The organism is Thermobacillus composti KWC4, assembly GCF_000227705.2.
Classification (GTDB): domain Bacteria; phylum Bacillota; class Bacilli; order Paenibacillales; family Paenibacillaceae; genus Thermobacillus; species Thermobacillus xylanilyticus.
In genome coordinates, this window is record NC_019898.1 from 44,591 (window position 1) to 64,429 (window position 19,839).

Annotated in this window: 20 protein-coding genes; 16 read left to right on the top strand and 4 right to left on the bottom strand. The window is 44.6% G+C overall.

From position 1 onward, the window contains the following. The first annotated feature begins 6 nt into the window (after positions 1–6). Positions 7–2,445, top strand: a complete 2,439-nt coding sequence (locus THECO_RS19640; RefSeq protein WP_157373762.1) for a type IV secretory system conjugative DNA transfer family protein — start codon at positions 7–9, stop codon at positions 2,443–2,445. A gap of 18 nt (positions 2,446–2,463) precedes the next feature. On the opposite strand, the gene THECO_RS19645 is transcribed toward THECO_RS19640, so the two are convergent. Further along, entirely contained in the window at positions 2,464–2,775 is a 312-nt protein-coding gene (locus THECO_RS19645) for a hypothetical protein (RefSeq protein WP_041854704.1), read from the bottom strand. A gap of 223 nt (positions 2,776–2,998) precedes the next feature. On the opposite strand from THECO_RS19645, the gene THECO_RS19650 reads away from it, so the two are divergent. The 5 genes from THECO_RS19650 (at position 2,999) to THECO_RS19670 (ending at position 6,911) form a co-directional block, all read left to right on the top strand. Next, positions 2,999–3,634: a hypothetical protein gene (locus THECO_RS19650; protein WP_015256733.1), complete on the top strand. Its 636-nt coding sequence runs from the start codon at positions 2,999–3,001 to the stop codon at positions 3,632–3,634. Between the two features lie 97 nt (positions 3,635–3,731). Continuing rightward, entirely contained in the window at positions 3,732–4,205 is a 474-nt protein-coding gene (locus THECO_RS19655) for a hypothetical protein (RefSeq protein ID WP_015256734.1), read from the top strand. After that, on the top strand, positions 4,202–5,056 hold the full coding sequence (locus tag THECO_RS19660) for a hypothetical protein (protein WP_015256735.1): 855 nt from the start codon (positions 4,202–4,204) through the stop codon (positions 5,054–5,056). The genes THECO_RS19655 and THECO_RS19660 overlap by 4 nt, the downstream gene beginning before the upstream one ends. A gap of 11 nt (positions 5,057–5,067) precedes the next feature. Further along, entirely contained in the window at positions 5,068–5,976 is a 909-nt protein-coding gene (locus THECO_RS19665) for a replication-relaxation family protein (RefSeq protein ID WP_015256736.1), read from the top strand. 77 nt (positions 5,977–6,053) lie between these two features. Next, on the top strand, positions 6,054–6,911 hold the full coding sequence (locus THECO_RS19670) for a hypothetical protein (RefSeq protein WP_041854706.1): 858 nt from the start codon (positions 6,054–6,056) through the stop codon (positions 6,909–6,911). A 105-nt stretch (positions 6,912–7,016) separates the two neighbouring features. On the opposite strand, the gene THECO_RS19675 is transcribed toward THECO_RS19670, so the two are convergent. From THECO_RS19675 to THECO_RS22775, 3 genes are all read right to left on the bottom strand, one after another. Then, positions 7,017–7,820: an ExeA family protein gene (locus THECO_RS19675; protein ID WP_015253876.1), complete on the bottom strand. Its 804-nt coding sequence runs from the start codon at positions 7,818–7,820 to the stop codon at positions 7,017–7,019. Continuing rightward, a complete protein-coding gene (locus THECO_RS19680; RefSeq protein WP_015253877.1) occupies positions 7,817–9,196 on the bottom strand; it encodes a DDE-type integrase/transposase/recombinase in 1,380 nt (459 codons plus the stop codon). Before THECO_RS19680 ends, THECO_RS19675 begins: the two co-directional genes overlap by 4 nt. Before the next feature lie 100 nt (positions 9,197–9,296). After that, on the bottom strand, positions 9,297–9,896 hold the full coding sequence (locus tag THECO_RS22775) for a DUF6431 domain-containing protein (protein WP_408646052.1): 600 nt from the start codon (positions 9,894–9,896) through the stop codon (positions 9,297–9,299). Positions 9,897–9,955: 59 nt separating this feature from the next. Between THECO_RS22775 and THECO_RS19685 the strand changes: the two genes are divergently transcribed. The 10 genes from THECO_RS19685 (at position 9,956) to THECO_RS19720 (ending at position 19,830) form a co-directional block, all read left to right on the top strand. Next, complete coding sequence (locus THECO_RS19685; RefSeq protein ID WP_157373763.1) at positions 9,956–10,645, top strand: hypothetical protein; 690 nt, start codon at positions 9,956–9,958, stop codon at positions 10,643–10,645. 136 nt (positions 10,646–10,781) lie between these two features. Beyond that, a complete protein-coding gene (locus tag THECO_RS19690) occupies positions 10,782–11,777 on the top strand; it encodes an SAF domain-containing protein (protein WP_157373764.1) in 996 nt (331 codons plus the stop codon). Positions 11,778–11,780: 3 nt separating this feature from the next. Then, complete coding sequence (locus tag THECO_RS19695) at positions 11,781–12,482, top strand: hypothetical protein (RefSeq protein ID WP_015256739.1); 702 nt, start codon at positions 11,781–11,783, stop codon at positions 12,480–12,482. A gap of 1 nt (position 12,483) precedes the next feature. After that, the gene (locus THECO_RS19700; RefSeq protein ID WP_015256740.1) at positions 12,484–13,317 is read left to right on the top strand and encodes a P-loop NTPase family protein; all 834 of its coding nucleotides are present in this window, start codon (positions 12,484–12,486) and stop codon (positions 13,315–13,317) included. Positions 13,318–13,394: 77 nt separating this feature from the next. Beyond that, positions 13,395–15,227: a Flp pilus assembly complex ATPase component TadA gene (locus THECO_RS19705; protein WP_157373765.1), complete on the top strand. Its 1,833-nt coding sequence runs from the start codon at positions 13,395–13,397 to the stop codon at positions 15,225–15,227. Continuing rightward, the gene (locus THECO_RS19710) at positions 15,224–17,296 is read left to right on the top strand and encodes a hypothetical protein (protein WP_015256742.1); all 2,073 of its coding nucleotides are present in this window, start codon (positions 15,224–15,226) and stop codon (positions 17,294–17,296) included. The genes THECO_RS19705 and THECO_RS19710 overlap by 4 nt, the downstream gene beginning before the upstream one ends. Before the next feature lie 18 nt (positions 17,297–17,314). Further along, a complete protein-coding gene (locus THECO_RS21370; RefSeq protein ID WP_015256743.1) occupies positions 17,315–17,800 on the top strand; it encodes a hypothetical protein in 486 nt (161 codons plus the stop codon). A gap of 62 nt (positions 17,801–17,862) precedes the next feature. Then, complete coding sequence (locus tag THECO_RS21375) at positions 17,863–18,246, top strand: hypothetical protein (RefSeq protein WP_015256744.1); 384 nt, start codon at positions 17,863–17,865, stop codon at positions 18,244–18,246. A gap of 17 nt (positions 18,247–18,263) precedes the next feature. Then, positions 18,264–18,815 (top strand): hypothetical protein, encoded by a 552-nt coding sequence (locus tag THECO_RS19715; protein WP_015256745.1) that lies wholly within the window; start codon positions 18,264–18,266, stop codon positions 18,813–18,815. Then, complete coding sequence (locus tag THECO_RS19720) at positions 18,802–19,830, top strand: hypothetical protein (RefSeq protein WP_015256746.1); 1,029 nt, start codon at positions 18,802–18,804, stop codon at positions 19,828–19,830. Before THECO_RS19715 ends, THECO_RS19720 begins: the two co-directional genes overlap by 14 nt. The last annotated feature ends 9 nt before the right edge of the window (positions 19,831–19,839 follow it).

A 19,839-nucleotide genomic window follows, 5' to 3' on the forward strand; every position in this document is an offset into this window, starting at 1 on the left:
TGGCAATTGAGGTTTATCGGAATGCTATTAGGTGCATTATTAGCAGGAATTGGACATATGATGGCTTTTGTATTAAAGAATACCTTTATTTCCATTAGACGATTTTCGATGGATCCTGCCAACAAGAAGACGATTTGGAACCTCCAAGCATTCTCGCTTTTGTTCTTCCTGGTTCTAATCTTTTTATGGCTGGTAGGGAAGTACCAAGATCAAATTTACGGGATTTCGGGACCTGTTTTCTATCGTGCGATACCACTATTGTTTCCGTGCTTCCTCGGACACATCATTTACTCATGCCCCGCTTTATTCAAAAATACATATGCGAAACCAGTGATCCAAACATTTTTGAATGCTTTTAGCATACTGGCTTTAGGTCAGATCATTATGCACTATACCGGTACAAGAAATGCTCTTATTATCACGGCTATTCTTTTGATTGGCACAGTATATCTGACGCTATATTACACGTTGCATATTGGTGTCAAAGCGACCGTTTTTAATAGGCTAACGAAAATTGTAGAGCAATCTGAGTCCCAGGAAGAATCTAAAAAACAGGTTATAGCAAAAGTAATAGATGATACGGGCAAAACCCAAATATCTCACGATGAAATAAGCAAAATCGACGGAATAGATTTGAGCAAAAAAGGCTGCCTCAGTCATCTTAGATACTACTCGGAGGAATGTAAACTTGAACTGTTCCATACAGTGCCGACAAAGAATCGGCAAAGCCAACTCATGGTTTTGAATCGCAACGACCGCGCACAGCATGGTCAAATCATAGGGGGAACAGGATCGGGAAAAACATTATTGGCAACAACCCTTATTGTCCAGGATCTCCTAAACGATTATATAGGCAGCACCATCATTGAACCAAAGGGCAGCCTTATCAATCGATTGGCGAATTTTATGGAACGGACAGGACGAAACTATTACCGCCTTGACCCGGAATATGAGTTGACAGATTGCCTGAATCCCTTTGATGTGCCCGAAGGATTAGACATCGAACCGATGATAGAAGCTAACGTCTCCGCGTACCACGCATATCTCGGTCCAGATGCTGTGCAATACTTCAAGAGCCGGAGCACACAATTACTTCGGGTCGGCATCAAAGCATTGAAAATGGTTTACGGGAACGAATGCACTTACAATGAGTTGGACCGATTAATCCAGCCAATGCACGATGATTTCCGAGCAGAAATTTTATCCGAACTAAGAGGTCGCGAAAATCAGGTCCCGCTTCTATTGGAGTACACAAGAAATATGGCCGGCAGCCAAAAAATGCAAGAACATGCTATGCAGACATACTCCAATCTTTACGACTACCTGACAGAGCTTACTTCGAACAAATATATACAGCGAATATTTTGCAGAAAGTCAACATTCAACATTGACGACGTTCTGCGGAATGGCGAGATAGTGCTTGTAAATGGCGCATATGGGACATTGCAAACCTTGACATATACAGTCGGGAGACTTTATCTGAACCTATTACGAGCAAGCACATTCAGGAGAAACCTGAAAGAAAAGGTACGGCCACATCAATTGACTGTCGATGAAATTGAAATGTTTGCCGATGAAGAATTTTCGACATTTATGGAGATGGCACGTGAATTTGAAATGTTTGTAAATGTTATTCATCAAGGAAATGTGCAGCTGGATGACGTAAGCAAACGACTCGGCTCGATGGTGAAGCAGAATGCTGTTCAAAAGTTTATTTTAGCCGGCCTTGACCCCGAAGACGCAGAATACTATGCAGATATGATCGGCGAAGAATACCAGGTCGGGAAAAGTAGCGGCACCGATGAAATGTCCACAACGGGCTTTAAGACAAACATCAAGGAAGAAAAAAGATATATTGTAATGCCAAAAGTTATTCAAAGTCTCAAGGGATTTAATCCCGTGACAGGTGAACCAGGAGAATGTTTGTTCCGTGGGGTGCAAAACAATGTACGATTGGATCCGGTAATTGGATTAATATACCCTCTTCCCAAAGAGTTGTTTGCCCCTCTAAATGAACATAATGATGAAGATGAAGATGACACTTCGAATAGGGAAGGGAATGAACAGGAGACACAAACGGATAAGGATTTGAAAGAGGAACAGATAAAGGAAAACGCTTTGCAACGAAAGACAGCAGAAAGGACTACTAGCGATGAGAACGAACCTGAAAGTGTTAATGACTCTATCGAAGAAAGTGAAATGAGGGAGACAACCGAGGAAAAGCAACACAAGGCAACGATCAGAAATTCGGCTTGGGATAGTGATGATGAGGAAATACCAAATACAACAGATATTGATACAAAAACCGAAGAAAGGGAGGATCTTGAGAAAAAATCTTCTATAAATTTTCGTCCAGCAATGATCGACAATACTGCCCTGAAGTTTGCAGAAGAAATAAAAAACAAGGCCGAAGAAAAACGTAAAAATAAAGGGAATAGTGTGTAAAACTATTCCCTTTATTTTTTAATCCTTTGGTTCCTCTTTAAGCGTGTGAAAAAGATCGTTGAATTCTTCATATACTTTTTTACCGAGTGGGGTAAGACTATAGAGTTTTTGTCTTCCGCTTGTAGTGTAGTAAACAAATCCTAATGCCTCAATCCAACATAGTGCAAAATTGAGTTCACCACGTCTAACACCACTTCGGAGAGAAAGATCCTCTTTATTATAATCCTTCTTAGATAAGGCTTGCATAACAAGCTTAGGAGCGTTGGGTAAGTTCATAATCATTTCTTTCAAGTAGGGGTAAAGTTGGGAATTAAACTCAAAATCAACCATTTGATAAATCACCGTACCTTTCGATTTCACTAATCACTATATTATCATATCTATTACTTAATTGACATATACAATAAACAATAATTTAATCAAAATATTATATAGTCAACAAAGGCAAAAGGCAAATGATGGTACGATTGATAGATGATTTCGATCTATTTTGAAAAATTAAAAATCCGTTATATAATTACTGTAAAAAAGATGGAAAGGAGGTAGCCGATTCATGTATCAATTTTACGACCCGTCATTGTATCCTATCGTGACAACTGATTTAGAGGGAAATATTTTGAACGTCAAAACCCGTGGACTTTATTATTATGGCATTCCGGATTTCATTTTGGAAGAGGAAATCGATGATTATGAAACACTTTTTTACGCCTTGCTCGACAAAGTATTCAAATTAGAGTTTGATATTAACGAGACATGGTCGTTCAACGGAAAAATCTTCCGCTTCGAAGTGCGCGAAGATGGCTTCGCACACATTGTTTTTCCTAAAATTGAAGATGTAAAAATTGTCACCATAATAAACCCATTCACCGGCAAGCCGGCAAAATTTCGAACAAAAGGACTTTCTGAGTTATTTAACCACCCGGAGGCCGAGACGGACGGCGAAACGATATACGGAAAAGAGATACTCGGCTACCTCGCAGAACAAGTAAAAGAGGGAGAAGTTTACGACGAAGACTGCACGATTTTCTACGAAAACTTCACCTACGGAATTGACACAAAATTGGATCGTGAGGGTAAGCCGATTGTATGTATCAAGTTGGTAAGCAATGGTCGATCCAGTAATTCAATTCAAAATGGGACTTGGAGTCAAAGAAAACAACGGCCACGACATCTGAATAGAATAAAATAACCCTCTTCTTTTTTCTATGGTGGTATAGTAATATATTGATATATATATTATTTAATTATTTGAATTGGATTGCGAATTTATACGAAAGGAGTTTCCGATGAATGACCAACTCATAAAGGAACTGGAATTCATCCTTACCCATCCTTCATGCAGCGTGGACAACGTCGAGACCTTTTACCAAACATGTCTTTTCATATATGACGAAGTTCCATTGTTCATCATTGTGGACTATATGCGAAAAACGAAACCACGCCTCCTGAGAGAGTGGTCAGCACGGAATCTCGTAGTACAAAAAATAATTAATGAAATGGAAATTGGGACAGATGAGTTAACCAACAGAGAAATCAACATCCGCGTTGATTTATCGGGGGTGACTCCAACAAGAGCCGGTATCTATCGCATCGAATGGAGAACGGAATTGGATGAGATTGACGTCACCGAATATTTCAAAGGAAAAAGCATTAAGGTTATTGATAAGAAATTCGGGGAAGTTGATCTTATTGGATACAGCAAGGTAGCTAATAGAAACCATTACAATTTATACCTCAAAATAAAGGAGGAACTCACATGAACGATGCATTGATGCAACAACTGGTCAATCCGATGCAAGAGTACAAAACATCGCTACGACGCAAGCAAATTCATCAAGGGGTAGTTATTGGAGTAGAAACTCACGAACCGCACGGAAAAAAGATGCAGTGCGCCATTGTTAAACTGAACAATGGCTTAAAGGGTCTGATTTATGAAGATCAATTCGACCGGAGAAAATATCGTTCCTTGGTCGGATTTATTGACCACAAAATTGATTTCATGGTGTTGGATGTACAAAAACTCGGACTGGATCCGAAAGTGTACAAGGTATTTGATGAAGAAAAAGGAGTAGTATTGCTTTCCCGAGTACAGGCGCTCGACGAACTTCAAGAGGAATTTTGGGAAACGGCCGACGTTGACCATGTTTGTACTGGTATCGTATCCGGATTTGAAGATGAACGCCTCTACCTTTTAATTAAAGGCGTTACTTGTGTTCTTCCGATCCAGGACTACGAGTACGATTGGACTCCGTCCGGCAGAAACCTGGTTCCTCTCGGCACCGAATTGACGGTTAAAATTACCAAGATTGACCGCGAGAAGAAGCAGGTAAGAGTATCACGAAAAGAACTGCTCGAAGACCCGTGGGAGAGAATACACGAGGATTTTGGAGTCGGGGATTTTTACTCAGGGATTATCACGGGGATTGTCGAAAATGTAGGGGTATTCGTGAAATTGAAACCGGCTGTCGAATCTCTGGCGTGGTTTCCGAACAAAGTACCCGTGGGTGGTTTGCGTATAGGACAAACCGTTACGGTACGTATTAAGCATATCGATCAGAAGGGGAGACGCATCAGGAGTAAAATCGTCCATTTCCCTCACGAAATTTGCTAGGGGGAAAGAAGATGGAATTTCACGTATCGCCATTAATTAAGCCAGAGCAAAACTCAGGGGTGAAAGAAAAGCCTTTTTTCGATGACCCATATGCATATATCACGAAAATGGACCCGCTAACTCGTCACGATTTCTACTACATTCAAAAAAAAATCGAGCAAGGTTGGATAACGGAACGGGATATTGAAATCGTAAAATTTATCTTTGTACACCGATGGCTAACGCTCTCACAAATCACAAGGCTGTTTTTCCCGGATACTGAAAGAGAGCAAACTGCGAGAAACCGGGTACGAAAGATGATGAAACACGGCCTTATACGGAAACTGCAATGGACGAGCTATTCCAGTCCGCGCGAAAACAGGCCCAGTTATTACGAACTGGGAGCAAGTGGAGCGGATATCCTGAAATATCGATTCGGCATGGTTCTCGGTCATCGAGATCCCAGGATGCCGAAGCCAACAACAATGCTTTTTCGGATGAAATACATCGTGACAAATGAACTTTACATACATCTCAGAGAAAACTTCAACATGGTTCACTTTGAATTTCATCCAATTTTAACGATGAAAGAAGAACAGCAAATTCCAACTGCGAAATACGTTCTGCGAAACCCAAAAGGAAAAGAAATGACGTTTTATCTCGTCGTGCATCGTGAAGACGAGAAATGGTTAAAAACCCTTCGATACCAAGCACAGTTTTATAAGACCTATTTGGGAACGGTGGAGAAGGGGGCGATACTAGTTATTCTCGTATCGACCGGAGAAAAGGCTGAATTGGCAAACAAGGTAATGGAACAAGAAGGTGCTTCGGGTTATGTCTGGTATGTGACGGATGAGGAGCTGTACAATAAGGAAGTAAAATTGACCCAAGGATTCTTCGTCTTTCAAGACGGACAAAAAACGTACTACGACTTGCAGTAATGTTGCTTCATATTAATAAATCAATATATTGATATATAAATTAATTAGCAAGGATGATGTTGAAAAAAGGTGAGAATATGAATCGCATTTTTTTGGCGACACCCGATCGCGATGAAACAGAGTGGCTCGCAGACGAACTATCGGAATATGGCCGAATTATAAGAACCATTGATTCGTTAGACTTTTTTATCCCTCAATGGGAATCAGTCGAAGCGAATGTGGTCATTTTTATGGAATCCATTATTCAATCTGAAGAATCATTCCAAAAACTGATTCGGCGAATACGAGAGGATCGTCCTGCGACGACCATAATGTTTATTTATTATCGGGATGAGGATGACTTTATACAGAACTTAACAAATGACGGGATCAATTGCATTAATTACATGGACTTGGAGCCAGGGCTTGTTGAAGCGCGGTTAACGGGTGTCACAACTCCTTATCGGCCTCAAGCACATAGCGGCTCTGAGGAGCAGCCGGAAGAAACGCATAGGCAAAGTACAGACAGTTTGTCAAATGAGGGCGACATCGAAGATCGGCAGACAGATCATGCAGATGACGACCCGGCAGACAAGGTGAAATCAGGTCCAGGGTACGGAGCTATGATCGGGAGTGCCGCCAAGGAATTGGGCAGGCAACTCAGTACCACAGGGAGCAGATTCTTCGACTTAATTGAAAACAAAAAAAATGAAATTCGTGAGAAAAAAAAGGCAGCAATCAATATCGTACAAACGGATGAATTGGACTTGGACCTCGACCCAGTCATCGAAAGAAACATTAAAAGAAGAACACGGGACCGTTTCGCTGGAATTACTGCGGTAATTGCGGTAACGGGAGTGAATCGTGGAGTCGGATGTACTCATACATCCATTCTAATTGCTAATCATTTGGCGCGTCAGGGGTACTCAGTTGCTGTTGCCGATCACGTAATTTGACGGTGGAACAACCACCGACAATGACGTGATCGTTTGTACGTCAGCCACGTCACCCATATGAGAATTGGGTCGCCAATCATCAACCGGAAATGTGAAAGCGGCAGGTTAGCCTGCCGCTCCACGCTGCTTGTCCAAATCCGCCAACACGCGGCCAATGTGTGCTTCTTCGACAACCTCATGCCCTTTCCCTTCTGCATCATACAATGCATGGGTGCAAATCAGATTGATCACACGAGGAAGTCCTTGGCTTGCCGCATGGATCATCTGCACGGCGCTTTCTGAGAATACCGGACGCTCCAAACCGGCCGTCCTCATGTGATGCTTGATGTAGGCGCCGGCTTCCTCGCGCGTCATCCCGGTCAGATGGTACTGCATGCCGATCCGCTGTGCAATTGCCTCGAACTTCTTCAGGCGCAGCTTCTTCCGCAGTTCCGGTTGTCCCGACAGGATGATCGGAAAGTAGGAGCGCGCGTCCATCTGGGCCCCCATAGCAAAGCGAAGTTCGAGCAGCATTTCTTCACTCATCTCGTGAGCTTCGTCCACAACCACAAGCAGCGAACGCTCCCCCTGGGCTTCCCGTTGCTGAAGAACCTCTTCCCACAGCCGCTTGGCTTTCGGCAGCGAGTAGGGCGGCACTTCGCCGACCTGCCTCAGCAATTCGCTGTAAAAATCACGCGGTTTGAGGTTGGACTGGCTCAGGTACACCGGCAGTGTCATCATTGGATCGAGCGAGCGGAACAACCGACGGATCAGGGCAGATTTGCCGCTGCCCACCTCACCGGTCAGCACTCCGAGCTGACGCTGTGCCACAGCCACGCTCAGTCGGGCGAACGCCTCTTCATGACCGCGAAACGAAAAACAGTCCACCATATCCAGCATGCGCGTAAAGGGCCGGATCGCCGTGCTCACCGCTTCTCACCTCCCATGGTGGTGCACGCATAGCGGATTTCTTCTTCCTTCCACTGTGCTTTTCGTTTCTGTTCCGCCAAATCGAGAAAGGAGAGCTGCACGTCCGCTTCTTCTGCCGGCGCGACCTCGTCGGCGGGGACCCGGCGGTCGCGGTAACGCCGCAGTTCGACCGGCTTGGCATTGCCGCGGCGAACGCCTTCGAACCAGACCTGAATCTCCCGCAGGTCGTACGGATCGTAACGCAGCGTCACCTGCCGGCTGCCGAGATCGCCGTCCACTTCATACGTATTGCCCAGGAGGCGGACACAGCCGGTCGCATCCACCTTGCGTGTTTCTTCCCACAGAAAGATCTCGTTCAATTCGGCGAGCGACACCCGCCTCGGCCGGCGCGAACTGCCGTTCCAACGGGCCTGAGGGGTTTCTTTCGTTCCGCCATGCACCCGCTGGTGGTAATAGCCGTCGATCCACGCCCAAAGCGCGTCGTTCAGCTCCTCCAGCGTCGTCAATTGGCCCGCCTCGATGCGCGCGTACACTTCGGGAAGGAAACTCGTGTCGATGAACTGAAAGCTCCTCTCAATTTTCCCGCGTCCACGGGGCTGGAAAGGGCGCGTATGACGCAGGTCGATCCCCAGCTTCCCGCAGATGCGGGTCAGGTGCTGGGACGAAAACGCCGCTCCATTGTCCACGTACAGCATTTCCGGAACGCCGCAGCGCAGGATCGCTTTCTTCAGGCAATCTTCCAGCCGCGGCAGCTTCTCGTCGAAGTAAAACTGGGCATGCAGGATATACCGGCTGTAATCGTCGAGAACGAGGCACAAGATCGTCTTTCTCCGTTTCTTCGGGTTCCTCGGGTCAGGCAGGTAGACGAAATGCTTGAAGTCCGCCTGTACCAGAACCAGAATATCCTCCGCTTCGAAGCGGCGGTGGCCGGATGCCGCGTTTTCTTTCATGACGCTGCGGCGGCTGAGACCGGCCTGGCGAAGGTGGCGCGCCAGTGTGCTGGGTGCAACCGTTCCCGGCGGGACCAGTGCGCCTTCCTCGAGCAGAAAGATGATTTGTTCGACGCTCCGTTCGGGCCTTTCACGTCTCAATTGTTTGGCCTTCTCCAGCACGGCCCCGTCCATGCGCAAACGCCCCTTGGAACTGCGGACGCGCGGCTTCAGCGCATCCCAGCCGCCCTTGCGATACGCCTCTACCCAGCGCTCCAGCGTCCGAATGCTCACGGTGCGCGAGCGTCCGCCGGGGACTTCATAGACGCAGCGGGACGCCTCCTGCAGCAGCGCCTTCATTTCTCCGGGCGCCAGCGGAGTTTGCCGGCTGACGATCGGCGCAATCAGTGCATACCGGGCAGCGGCGATGCTTTCGGGATGTTCCATCGGCAGAACCCTCCTCGGAATATGGATTCGGGGAATCTCCCCAGCCTCCATTGTCGCCGCTCCCCCGGGCTTTCATCGACAGCCAACGTTTGTGGGATCATCAACCGGGCACCGTCACCGACAATGGCCGTGCCCATCGGTTCAGCCGATGCAGCAGCGACCCCTCCTGAGCCGATGTCCGAAGCCGTTCCCAGCAGGCGAACCACAAAGACCAGCCGGCTCCCCGCCCACGAGGCAACGCCACCTGCGGGTGCCGGGAAAGAAGCCACGCAGCCAACCGATCTTCCAGCTTGGAAAGCATGTCCTTCCAGCGGCGGCACCACCGCCGGATCGTGCGTACGGACCACGGACCGCCGGGCCAGGCGGCGGATTGCTGCGCCATGGTTATACGTGAAGCGCCATGGGTCTCTCCCCGGACGACCTCTTCCTGGATGTCGACCGCCGTTTGCTGCTTAGGCAGAAGGAACGCCGGCAATACGCTCGTCGTTCTGGAACATTGGGGGCAACGAAAACGAAAAATGGGAATGACGAAACGTTCCGTGAGAGTAAAGACACATCGGAAAAACCGGCCGTGCCGATGCAACATCACGGTTTCGGAGCAGTGCGGACACACACGCGGCCGGTCTGCTTCGGGAATGCCGTCAGAGCAGGACTGAAGATACCGCTTTACATCCAAATTCCAATCCGTTACGATAGACATAGCGATTTATTCGCAGGGCAAATAGGAAGACTTGGGCGCCAACCTGAGGGTCTTCCTATTTGCGTTTTCTGCGAAGATTGCATCCTCCTGATGATTGTCGTCTCAACTCCCATCTACTTACGACAACCAACGGTTTATTTCCTCCGCCAACATACATAACAAAAAATCGCCTTTCTCACGTCAAATTACGTGAGTGGCGACAAGTTGCATTGGTTGAAGCAAACGATTCTGAAGATTTTATTGAGATTGAGTGCGCCTACGAAGGCGTTGAAAACAAAAAAATGCTTCGCAACCCGTCATTCAATATTCATGGCGTGAAATATATAAAAACCGTTCAAGAGTTAAATATGGTGCAGTTACTAACCGGTAACTACGCCTATATCATCCTTGATCTCGGTTCGTACGAAACGACAGCGTGGTACAACGAATTTTTGAGGGCAAACATTCAAATCATCGTCGGATCCGGTAGTGAATGGAAACAAAAAGATATTTATCGATTTTATCGCGAGCAAATACACCAAGACCAAAGCAAATGGAAATTGTGCGTCCCTATGGCAAATAAGCAAGTCATCGGAGACATCAAAAAGAAGTTGCCGAAACGAAAAATACACTCATTGCCGTTTCATCCCGATCCGTTCGTCGAGAGCAAAGAAGTCGATTCAGCATTGGAGGATCTGCTGAAGCTCAATCAGCATCGGAAACTGTCCCTACTCAAAAAGAAGATGCAAGCAATTTTTCAGGAACGCTGATAATCAATGAAGGCGAGGAAGTTATATGTCAGTTATTAGGCAGAGAACGAAAAATTTAATATATGCCGGCCTGGTTGGTGTACTCGTTACGGCTCTTATATCTTGTACACTTGGAATCTATGGATATACGCAATTCGTGAAAGAAAAACAGAGTATTCGCTTGGATTACGAAGCTCGGTTGAAAGAAGCAGAGAAATATAAGCAGGAACAAATGAAGCAGAAAAAAAAGGTGCTTCTCGCGAATCAAGACATTAAAGCTGGCGAGAAATTAACGCCAGAGCTTTTCACGATTGGCGAATTACCCGTCGATCAAGTTCCCGAAAACGTCATCGTAGATTCAGAAGATTTGAAAGGTAAAATTACCAAAATCGATATAAGCAAAAATGGCATGGTGTTACCTTCGATGCTTTTCGACGAAGGCATTACACCAAGGGATGTAAGAAATGCTGAATACACCATGATTTCACTTCCAACGAAATTGAAAAAAGATGACTTTATTGATGTGCGGATTAATTTCCCGACCGGGCAAGACTATATCGTTTTAGCGAAAAAAAAGGTTAAAGACCTTCAGAATGGAACAGTATGGCTGGACGTTAATGAACAAGAAATCTTGACAATGTCGAGTGCCATCGTTGACGCCTTCATCAATGACGCAAAAATTTACGCCCTGGCGTACGTGGATCCTTATATGCAAGAAAAGCCAGTTATCAATTATCCGGTTAATTTGAAAGTATTAAGCTTAATTCTCACCGATCCGAATCTACTCAGAATTGCTGAATCTGAACTGAGCAGAAATGCACGTATGGTGCTGGAAAAGGATCTTGCAGAAATGTCAGCTGAAGCGAAGCAAAAAATAGCAAGTGCAAGGGCGGCTGCAGACCAAAGATCAGAATCGAACAATCAGCAGCCTGCTAGCAATGAAATGATTACCGAACCAACTGTATCGCCACCTACAACGAACCAAAATCAAACAATCCCTCAGCAACCGGCTGAAAACAAACCACAAGAGGGAACGACGCCATTGCCAAATGGCCCAAGTGTAGTGCCATCAGGTGATGCACCAGCCGGTAAGAAGGAAGAGGAGATCTATAGACAATCGGTATCTGACTCCGTGTCGCCAGAGGGGGAATGAAGCATGAAATTCGTGATATTTATAGGCGCCGCGGATAAGACGGACATGATTCTCTATACTGCAAAGGTGCTGTCAAACATCGGAAAAAAGGTACTGCTTGTAGACGGTACAAAAGCGCAACTGTATGAGTATGCAATCAATCCGATTGTAGGTGAAAAAACGGAATTTGAAGGATTCGATGTGGCCTTTCGATTGAAGAATCTTTCAGCCGTTGATGAGCTGAAACACAACAAGGAAGTCGGAGAAGAGTATGATCTTGCTCTCGTAGATACCGACATACCCGGCTTTCTCACCTTTGAACAATTCAAAAATGCCGATCTCCGTTATGTTGTGACGTCATATGAACGATCTTGTCTTGTCAAAACTAGGGAGGTTATGGACGGAATTTATTCGACCACTGAATCCCCTGGACAATTGGAAGTCGAAAGAATCATTCTCAACTCGGTGGAATGTTCGATCGACGATGAATATCTAAACATGCAATTGACTGAACACCTCGTGGTTTGGCCGGACGAATCATACCATCTACCGGTCGATGAAGTGGATTTGGCTATAAAAATAAACAATCAACATAACGGGAAAATAAACCTCAAAGGATTATCGAGAACCTATCGCTCCTTAATTACGGATATTTGTCAACGAATCGTTGAGTGTGACCGCAGAACAGTAAGAAAAGCGATAAGAAAAGCGAAGAGGAGAGAATAGCATGGCACTTGTAGCGTTTTGGGGACCAATTCACGGGCAAGTGGGAACTACCGGCAGCACGTTGGCCGTTTCTGCCTCTATTGGCACGGAATATACAACAAAAACATTGGTATCGCACACTCATTGGGCTCATTCGACGCTGGAACGGGGTTTTTTGAAGCAAAAAATGGAAAACGAGAATAACCTCATCAATTTCACCGATATTGGTCTGGACGCTCTGGCTCGATTTGCGCGTAGCCGTAAGCTCGAACCCGAGAAGGTAAAGGACTACACATATCCAATTCTGAAAGATCGCCTAGATTTGTTGATCGGGACTGCAAAAAACGAAGAAGCAGAAATTGTACTGGCCGATGTGGTACACGATATTTTCCTGAATGCAAACAAATTTTATGATGTAACTTTGATCGATGTGAACAGCGGTGTGAAAAATCAGTTAACCAGGACGGTCATTCAATGCGCCGACCTGGTGGTTATCTGCCTCAACCAAAATATGACCATTCTTGAACGGTATTTTGAGCACAAAGAATTCGACGAATTGCTGCAAGACAAACCTCGAATCGTTGTGCTTGGTCAGTACGATCGCAAGTCCCGCAGCACCTATGCAAACATCTCACGCCGGTTCAAATACAAAGATTCGATCTATACGGTTCCGCGCTGCACGGACTTCATGGATGCACACAATTATAGTTCGGTAATCGAGTTTTTCATTCGCAATCGCAATATCGGAAAAAGAGACGACAATTTCTTTTTCTTTGATGAAGTAAGACGCCTGACAAGAGGCATCTTAGATCGGATCGGCATCAACCGGAAACTGTACAGTGATCAGGGGGCATGATTTCCTTGAATACGCCCTTGATAATAAATTTCATATTTATCGCAATCATATTGATCTCGTCCGGATTGCTTCTTTACATGAAAATGGCTGAAAAGAAAGAAACACCTAACCCTGAAGCTGTTGACCAAAAAAAATACACGATCGAAGCAATTATTACCTATGTTCAAAACACGTTGAACGAAATCACGAACAGCAATCTTTATGACCTCGGCTTATCAGAAGAGGAGTTTCGCCGTCGAGCAAATAAGCGTGCCGAATTGAAGCGCGCTTTGAAAGAATGTTCCCTGGGGGATGTCCATAATAAAGCCTATGTTAAAACGTTCATATTTGACTTACTTCTACAGACATACGGCTTTAACGAGGAAAATATCAACTATGTGATCCCTTTTGATGAGCCTGGCCGGCTTACAAGCCAAGATAAATTCGAAATCCTATTGCATCAGTTGCAAAAGAAGCATAAGTACAACGCTTTATCGGAGTTAATTCAGAAATATAAGCTGGATGAACCCAAATACGTCATCGAGGAAGGTAATACGGAATCATACATCATAACCGCACAGGAAATCGATGATGTTTATCGGAAAGAAATTCATGGCTTGTCTTTTGAGGACAAGCTATGGATCATCGTTCAACGAGTTTATCAGCAATACAAAGGATTTGGTGTTGTTGACGAAATCCGGGATATGAATATAGACGGTGTGTCTGGGGGCGTCAGCGGCCTTCCCGCTTCAACGGTATATTTCGGCGAAGATGGGGACATATACACCGATCAAGTATCCAAAAAGACGATTCCGAATGATTACGACAGCATATGGATTTTTTACCGCGGCAAGTCCATACATCTCTCATTTTTATCGTTCGGAAGCGAACTGGAGTTACGAAGAGTCTGCCAGAACATTTACAAATTCAACAACCCTGGCCAATTGACTGAAACGAACGGATACAAGGTAAACGAAATGAAGGACGGGTCGCGGGTAGTCGTCGTCCGGCCAGGATTTTCAGAGTCATGGGCATTTTTTGTAAGAAAATTCGATATACCGAATGCGTCGTTAGAAAGAATCCTTGATCCCAAAAAGGTGCACAATTCTGAAATGGTTATGCAGCTCCTCATCTTTCTCATGAAGGGGTGCCGCATTACCGCGATTACCGGCGCACAAGGATCAGGTAAAACCACTTTGCTCATGGCACTCGTTGAATACATTTATGCCACCTTAACCCTTCGGGTCCAAGAGATGGCGTTCGAATTGCATTTAAGGAAGAGATATCCTTGGAGAAATATTCTTACGTTTCGCGAAACAGAGACCATAACCGGCCAGGAAGGACTCGACGTTCAGAAAAAGACGGATGGCTCGGTAAACATTCTCGGCGAGGTCGCTACCGACCCGGTGGCGGCATGGATGATACAAATGGCGCAAGTAGCCAGCTTGTTTACGATTTTTACGCACCATGCCAAAACCTTTAACGACCTGATTTTCTCGCTGAGGAACTCTCTCTTAAAAGAGGGGATCTTCCACGATGAAAAAACGGCAGAAGTTCAAGTGGTCAGCGTCATCAACTTCGACGTTCACCTAAAACGCGATTATGACGGCAAACGTTACATTGAACGCATTACAGAATGCATTCCTGTTTCCCAGGATCAGGAGTACCCAATGGACTATCTGCATACAAAAGGGATGCGCGAGACACTGGTGCAAATGGCGGTGACAATGACAGAGTTTTTCCGTCGATCGACGGATCGTAAAACATTTGAATATCGCGACATCATCAGATATGAAAATGGGAAGTATGTCTGGGTAAATCCGATTTCGGACAGGAACGTCAAGGAAATGAAAGAGCATATGTCAGCAAGGGATCGAGAGTTGTTCGAATCGTTCCTCCAACAATTTGAAAGAACAGGGGGGGCGGCATGATTCAAACAGCTTTGTTCATCATTCTTTGTGCTTCTCTTGGGATAAGCGTGATTCTCTTTGCGGCCGCAAAGTATCTGACAAAAAAACAGGAAAATTCGATCGGACCAGTATCATCAAGTTTCATGCTTCCCAGAGGAAAGAAGCGAAAGCAAAGGATTAATGACTTTTATCAGAAGTCATATGTTTACGCAACCCGGTTACCTTTCATATCACGATATGTCTTAAAAATCAGAAACCGTCTTGCAACAATCCATTCGTATGACGAATTTACAATGCGCAAAGAAACAATGAGGATAACATTCCTTGTGCTCGGGACTTTGAGTGTGTCAGTGCTGATTCTTACGCTCATAACCCGCGATCTCACGTATTTTTTCTTAATATTACTCGGCGCTCTCATCGTAAATGGATTGTTAATAGACGCATTTGTAAATCGGGTTGAGGATCGGTTGCTTGAACAGATGACCGATCACTTCGCGGATGTACGGCACCAATACCACCAACACGGTATGGTCGATGAAGCAATTTATGAAGCTGCAGAGATTTCGAAATATGAAATGTCGCTTCATGCCAAGAAGATTTATGAAATACTGACAGCCAATAATCCGCAAGAAAAACTGGAAGCATACTACGAAGTTGCACCTAACCGATTCTTAAAAGTCTTTGCCGGCATTTCGTATCTTGTCAAGGAATACGGCGACAAAATATTACAGAACGGCTCCATGTATTTACAAGCACTGAACAGGTTGAAGAATGAAATTTACCTGGAGATACTTCACAGAAAGAAACTGAGTTATCGACTCAAGTCTCTTAGCATCATTGCAATTGCACCTATGTTTTTTGTAAAGCCAATCGAAGAATGGGCAAAAAATACGTTCCCTTCCATGTCGGAATTTTACACGAGCAGGATTGGATTCATTATTAAGATTTTCATTTTTTTAACTGTTGTAGTTGCATACATCCTGCTCAGAAAAATGCAGGATAGTGATGCCGGCCGGTATATTCCGCGATCGTCGAAACACACATTGAGCAAAGCGTTGTATAAAAACAGATTTGTAAAATGGGTGGTTGACCGGTTTGTGCCGGCATCGCATTCCAAGGAATACTTCAGACTAACTAAACTTCTGAAGGAAACCAATTCAAGTTTGACGCTTGAGTGGTTTCAGATGAGACGCATATTCCTTTTCGCGGCAACATTGATAGCGTCAATAAGCATTTTTGCATACTTGCACGTTCTTACAGTCAACCAAGTGCTGTCTTCCTCTGGAAACAATCAAACCATATTTGGAAAAGTTAGTCCCGAGGACGAAAAGTCTGCACGAGAACTCACAGATTTCGACAAAAAAGTCATTGAGCAAATTAAAGGAGGGGGAGATGACCTTGTAGATAAAATCGCTATGGAAGTAATCAAACTAAAAGGCCCCGATGCAGATCCGGATGAAATCAAAATCGCAGTTGATCGAATTGCCAGCAAGATATCCGTTATCAACAACGAGTATTTGAAATGGTGGGAAGTGCTAATCAGCCTTGTATCTGCGCTGGTCGCATATCACGCGCCTGTATGGATCCTTTATTTCCAGAAACGGTTGCGTGATATGGAAATGAAACTTGAAGTCGATCAAATGCATACCATCATCGCCATGCTCTGCGAAATCGAAAGGGTATCCGTCGAAACGATATTAGAATGGATGGAGCGTTATGCAGTCATCTTTAAGGGGCCGCTAAAAAAGTGCTTGTTGAATTTTGAATCTGGCCCGCAGGCTGCGCTCGAAGAATTGAAGATGGATGCCCCATTTACACCATTCGTCCGAACCATCGAACGCTTGCAAGCTTCATTGGAACGCATTCCGATTAAACAAGCGTTCGATGATTTGGAAACAGATCGAAACTATTATCAGGAGGAGAGAAAAGAAGAATATGAAAGGATCGTAAACGAAAAAGGAAATTGGGGGCTGATGTTGGGTTTCGCCCCTCTTCAAGCAGTAATTTACTTCTATCTAGTCATTCCTTTTATGTACGTTAGCATTAACGGAATGGACAAGTTTTATGAACAAATTAGCAAGATTATCTGAAAACAAGGAGGAACATCAATGTCTACTAATGCATCGAAAGCACTGTATTTTGGAGCATCTCTGTTGTTGACGATCGCACTGATTACAATCGGAGTAATGGTGTTCTTGAACGCACAGGATGGCGCCAAAACCGCAACGAAGAAGTTCTCAGGTTTGAACGTTGAACTTTCGCAAGCGGAGTTTGTTGCATATGATAATTCCGTTGTTTCTGGTAGCAATGTAGTAAATGCGATCCGGAAATATACTGGCCCCAACTATGAATTTGGCATCAGCGTGAAAACTGGTAAAGCATCGACTGCTGTATGGTATGGGCGTCAACTGAATACGACTGTTCCCCCGGGAACCGCAGGATATGGTTCGGTTATCGGAAATGGAACCGGCACTATTAGTAACGCACAAAACGAAACATCTTCGGACTATGTGAATCCTAACGGAACATTCACATCCCAAATCGTTAAAGATGAAAACAACGTAGTCCGTGGCATTGTGTTCGTACAGCAATAATCCAAATAAAAAGTCTGCCCCCGTTTGAACGGGGGCAGATACCCCCAAATCGAGGGAAAACCATGAGAAACGTAACGAGCATGATCATTATATTTTTTTCGGGAATTATTTTTGTAGGTGCTTTAACTGTGGGCATTTTGCTTTTTAACGGAACATCTTCAACATTAGATGGCACCTATCAATTAATGAAGAAGTCGGATCACAACCAAAGGATGGACCTTAAAATAACGGGAACTTATACCGTAACGGGTGCTCAGGTGCTGCAAACCATTAATCTGATCGATGATGTTGGCTGCGACATAAGTGTAGATGGTGTTACATTTCATCCTGGACTAGACATTCAACAAACCGATGTCAGTGTCGTTAATCTTACCAAGAAATATGTGCCTTCATACACAAGAAAATCTGACGGGTCTTTAGCCAGGGTTACATTTACGTCGCAATAAAAAGGGGGGAAAATATGATGCAGAACCCGGTAGGAAAAATATTTGCGGCGTTTCTGGCTGCGTTACTCTTGTATGTTTGGCCGGTATCAGAGGCGTACGAGCGGCAGGATGATTTGTCTTACATGATCGCTTACAATGCGGTCACCAATTTCGTGAATGCGGTAAGGGATAAAGGGTATATATCACCGACCATGTATAACGATTTTGTTCAAGAATTGCAGATGACCGGAAATACATATGACATACAGCTGGAGCACTACCACAAACGTTACAATCCGGTCTATTCGGATCCTGCCAACCCAGCAACTTTTCAAAATCGATTTAACGTAGATTATGAAGGGTTCTATAACAATCAAATCATGCCTGTCCTGTTTCCGGACAGCACAGAGCCAAAGAATGACGAATCGCGGAAATATAAGATGGCAGTTGGCGACTACTTTTATGTGAAGGTAAGAAATACGAACCAAACAAATGCAGGTATTATTCGGGATTTCTTAAATGGAGGACTATCGGAAAACACTCGCATTTACATCCCCTATGGAGGGATGATTTTGAATGAAGATTATTAATTATTCAATCGTATTCGTGATCGTTATGCTGCCGTTTCTTTATATCAACAACTATAAAACGAATGATCTTCGCCTTACAAAAGAATTGGAAATGCGATATAATGCTGCGATCGATACGGCAGTCATCGATGCAGCAAAAGCCTTAAAGTTTAACGTGAACCAAGACAAGGAAGCACAATATGAATCGGCGAAGAAAATAAACGTTAACGTTGAGGAAGCAATTCAAGCATTTTGGAACACCCTGTATCTTAATTTCGAAGCAAGGGACGATAGCATCTTAGGTGGCGTACTCCAACGTTACGTACCTGCAGTCGTTGTAATCGGATATGACGGATACTATCTCTATACAATTGATAAGTTCAGAAATGACAACGGAGAAAACGAAGAAAGACACGTGCTTCAACCTAAAAAACCGTATGCTTACGTTGATGCCAACGGAAATTCATTATCCTTTACGCTTGATGACTTTGTTACTGTGTACGAAAAAAGCACAAAGACTTGGCACTATGGAAAACGCGATGAGCTTGCTCCGGAGTGTCCGACAGTCCCGCTACTTCAGAATGCCGAAACATTCGACCAAGTAAGGCGAATAACGATCGTTAATGCAATCCAAAACGATTTGCAATACTTCATCAATTATCACAACGAACATGCAAAACGGTACGGTATCTCCTATACATTCACATTGCCGTACATAACCCAAGAAGAATGGAACAATTCAATAGATGATGTGGGAGTGATGGCCTTCATACAAGGGCTGCCTATCGGGAAAACCACATACAATCACTATGCTCTTGGTGGAAGTCGGTTGATCAAACGAAGTGAAATAAAAGGCGCCGTGGATAAAAATACCGGAGTAAAATACTATTTTCGAAACGAATGTAGGAGTATATTTACCAGCACCGATTACGAAATATTGGAAACCTATACGAACGAAAAAGAAGCGGCCGCTGCTGGATACTTCCCATTGAGCTGCGAAAACCCATCGCTGATCACGCATCGGCATAACCCATAGATGAAAGTA

Excerpts from the sequence above, each read along its gene's own strand:
- THECO_RS19645 (WP_041854704.1), bottom strand. The coding sequence starts at position 2,775 with ATGGTTGATTTTGAGTTTAATTCCCAACTTTACCCCTACTTGAAAGAA.
- THECO_RS19650 (WP_015256733.1), top strand. The coding sequence starts at position 2,999 with ATGTATCAATTTTACGACCCGTCATTGTATCCTATCGTGACAACTGAT.
- THECO_RS19655 (WP_015256734.1), top strand. The coding sequence starts at position 3,732 with ATGAATGACCAACTCATAAAGGAACTGGAATTCATCCTTACCCATCCT.
- THECO_RS19660 (WP_015256735.1), top strand. The coding sequence starts at position 4,202 with ATGAACGATGCATTGATGCAACAACTGGTCAATCCGATGCAAGAGTAC.
- THECO_RS19665 (WP_015256736.1), top strand. The coding sequence starts at position 5,068 with ATGGAATTTCACGTATCGCCATTAATTAAGCCAGAGCAAAACTCAGGG.
- THECO_RS19670 (WP_041854706.1), top strand. The coding sequence starts at position 6,054 with ATGAATCGCATTTTTTTGGCGACACCCGATCGCGATGAAACAGAGTGG.
- THECO_RS19680 (WP_015253877.1), bottom strand. The coding sequence starts at position 9,196 with ATGGAACATCCCGAAAGCATCGCCGCTGCCCGGTATGCACTGATTGCG.
- THECO_RS22775 (WP_408646052.1), bottom strand. The coding sequence starts at position 9,896 with ATGTCTATCGTAACGGATTGGAATTTGGATGTAAAGCGGTATCTTCAG.
- THECO_RS19695 (WP_015256739.1), top strand. The coding sequence starts at position 11,781 with ATGAAATTCGTGATATTTATAGGCGCCGCGGATAAGACGGACATGATT.
- THECO_RS19700 (WP_015256740.1), top strand. The coding sequence starts at position 12,484 with ATGGCACTTGTAGCGTTTTGGGGACCAATTCACGGGCAAGTGGGAACT.
- THECO_RS19705 (WP_157373765.1), top strand. The coding sequence starts at position 13,395 with ATGAAAATGGCTGAAAAGAAAGAAACACCTAACCCTGAAGCTGTTGAC.
- THECO_RS19710 (WP_015256742.1), top strand. The coding sequence starts at position 15,224 with ATGATTCAAACAGCTTTGTTCATCATTCTTTGTGCTTCTCTTGGGATA.
- THECO_RS21370 (WP_015256743.1), top strand. The coding sequence starts at position 17,315 with ATGTCTACTAATGCATCGAAAGCACTGTATTTTGGAGCATCTCTGTTG.
- THECO_RS21375 (WP_015256744.1), top strand. The coding sequence starts at position 17,863 with ATGAGAAACGTAACGAGCATGATCATTATATTTTTTTCGGGAATTATT.
- THECO_RS19715 (WP_015256745.1), top strand. The coding sequence starts at position 18,264 with ATGCAGAACCCGGTAGGAAAAATATTTGCGGCGTTTCTGGCTGCGTTA.
- THECO_RS19720 (WP_015256746.1), top strand. The coding sequence starts at position 18,802 with ATGAAGATTATTAATTATTCAATCGTATTCGTGATCGTTATGCTGCCG.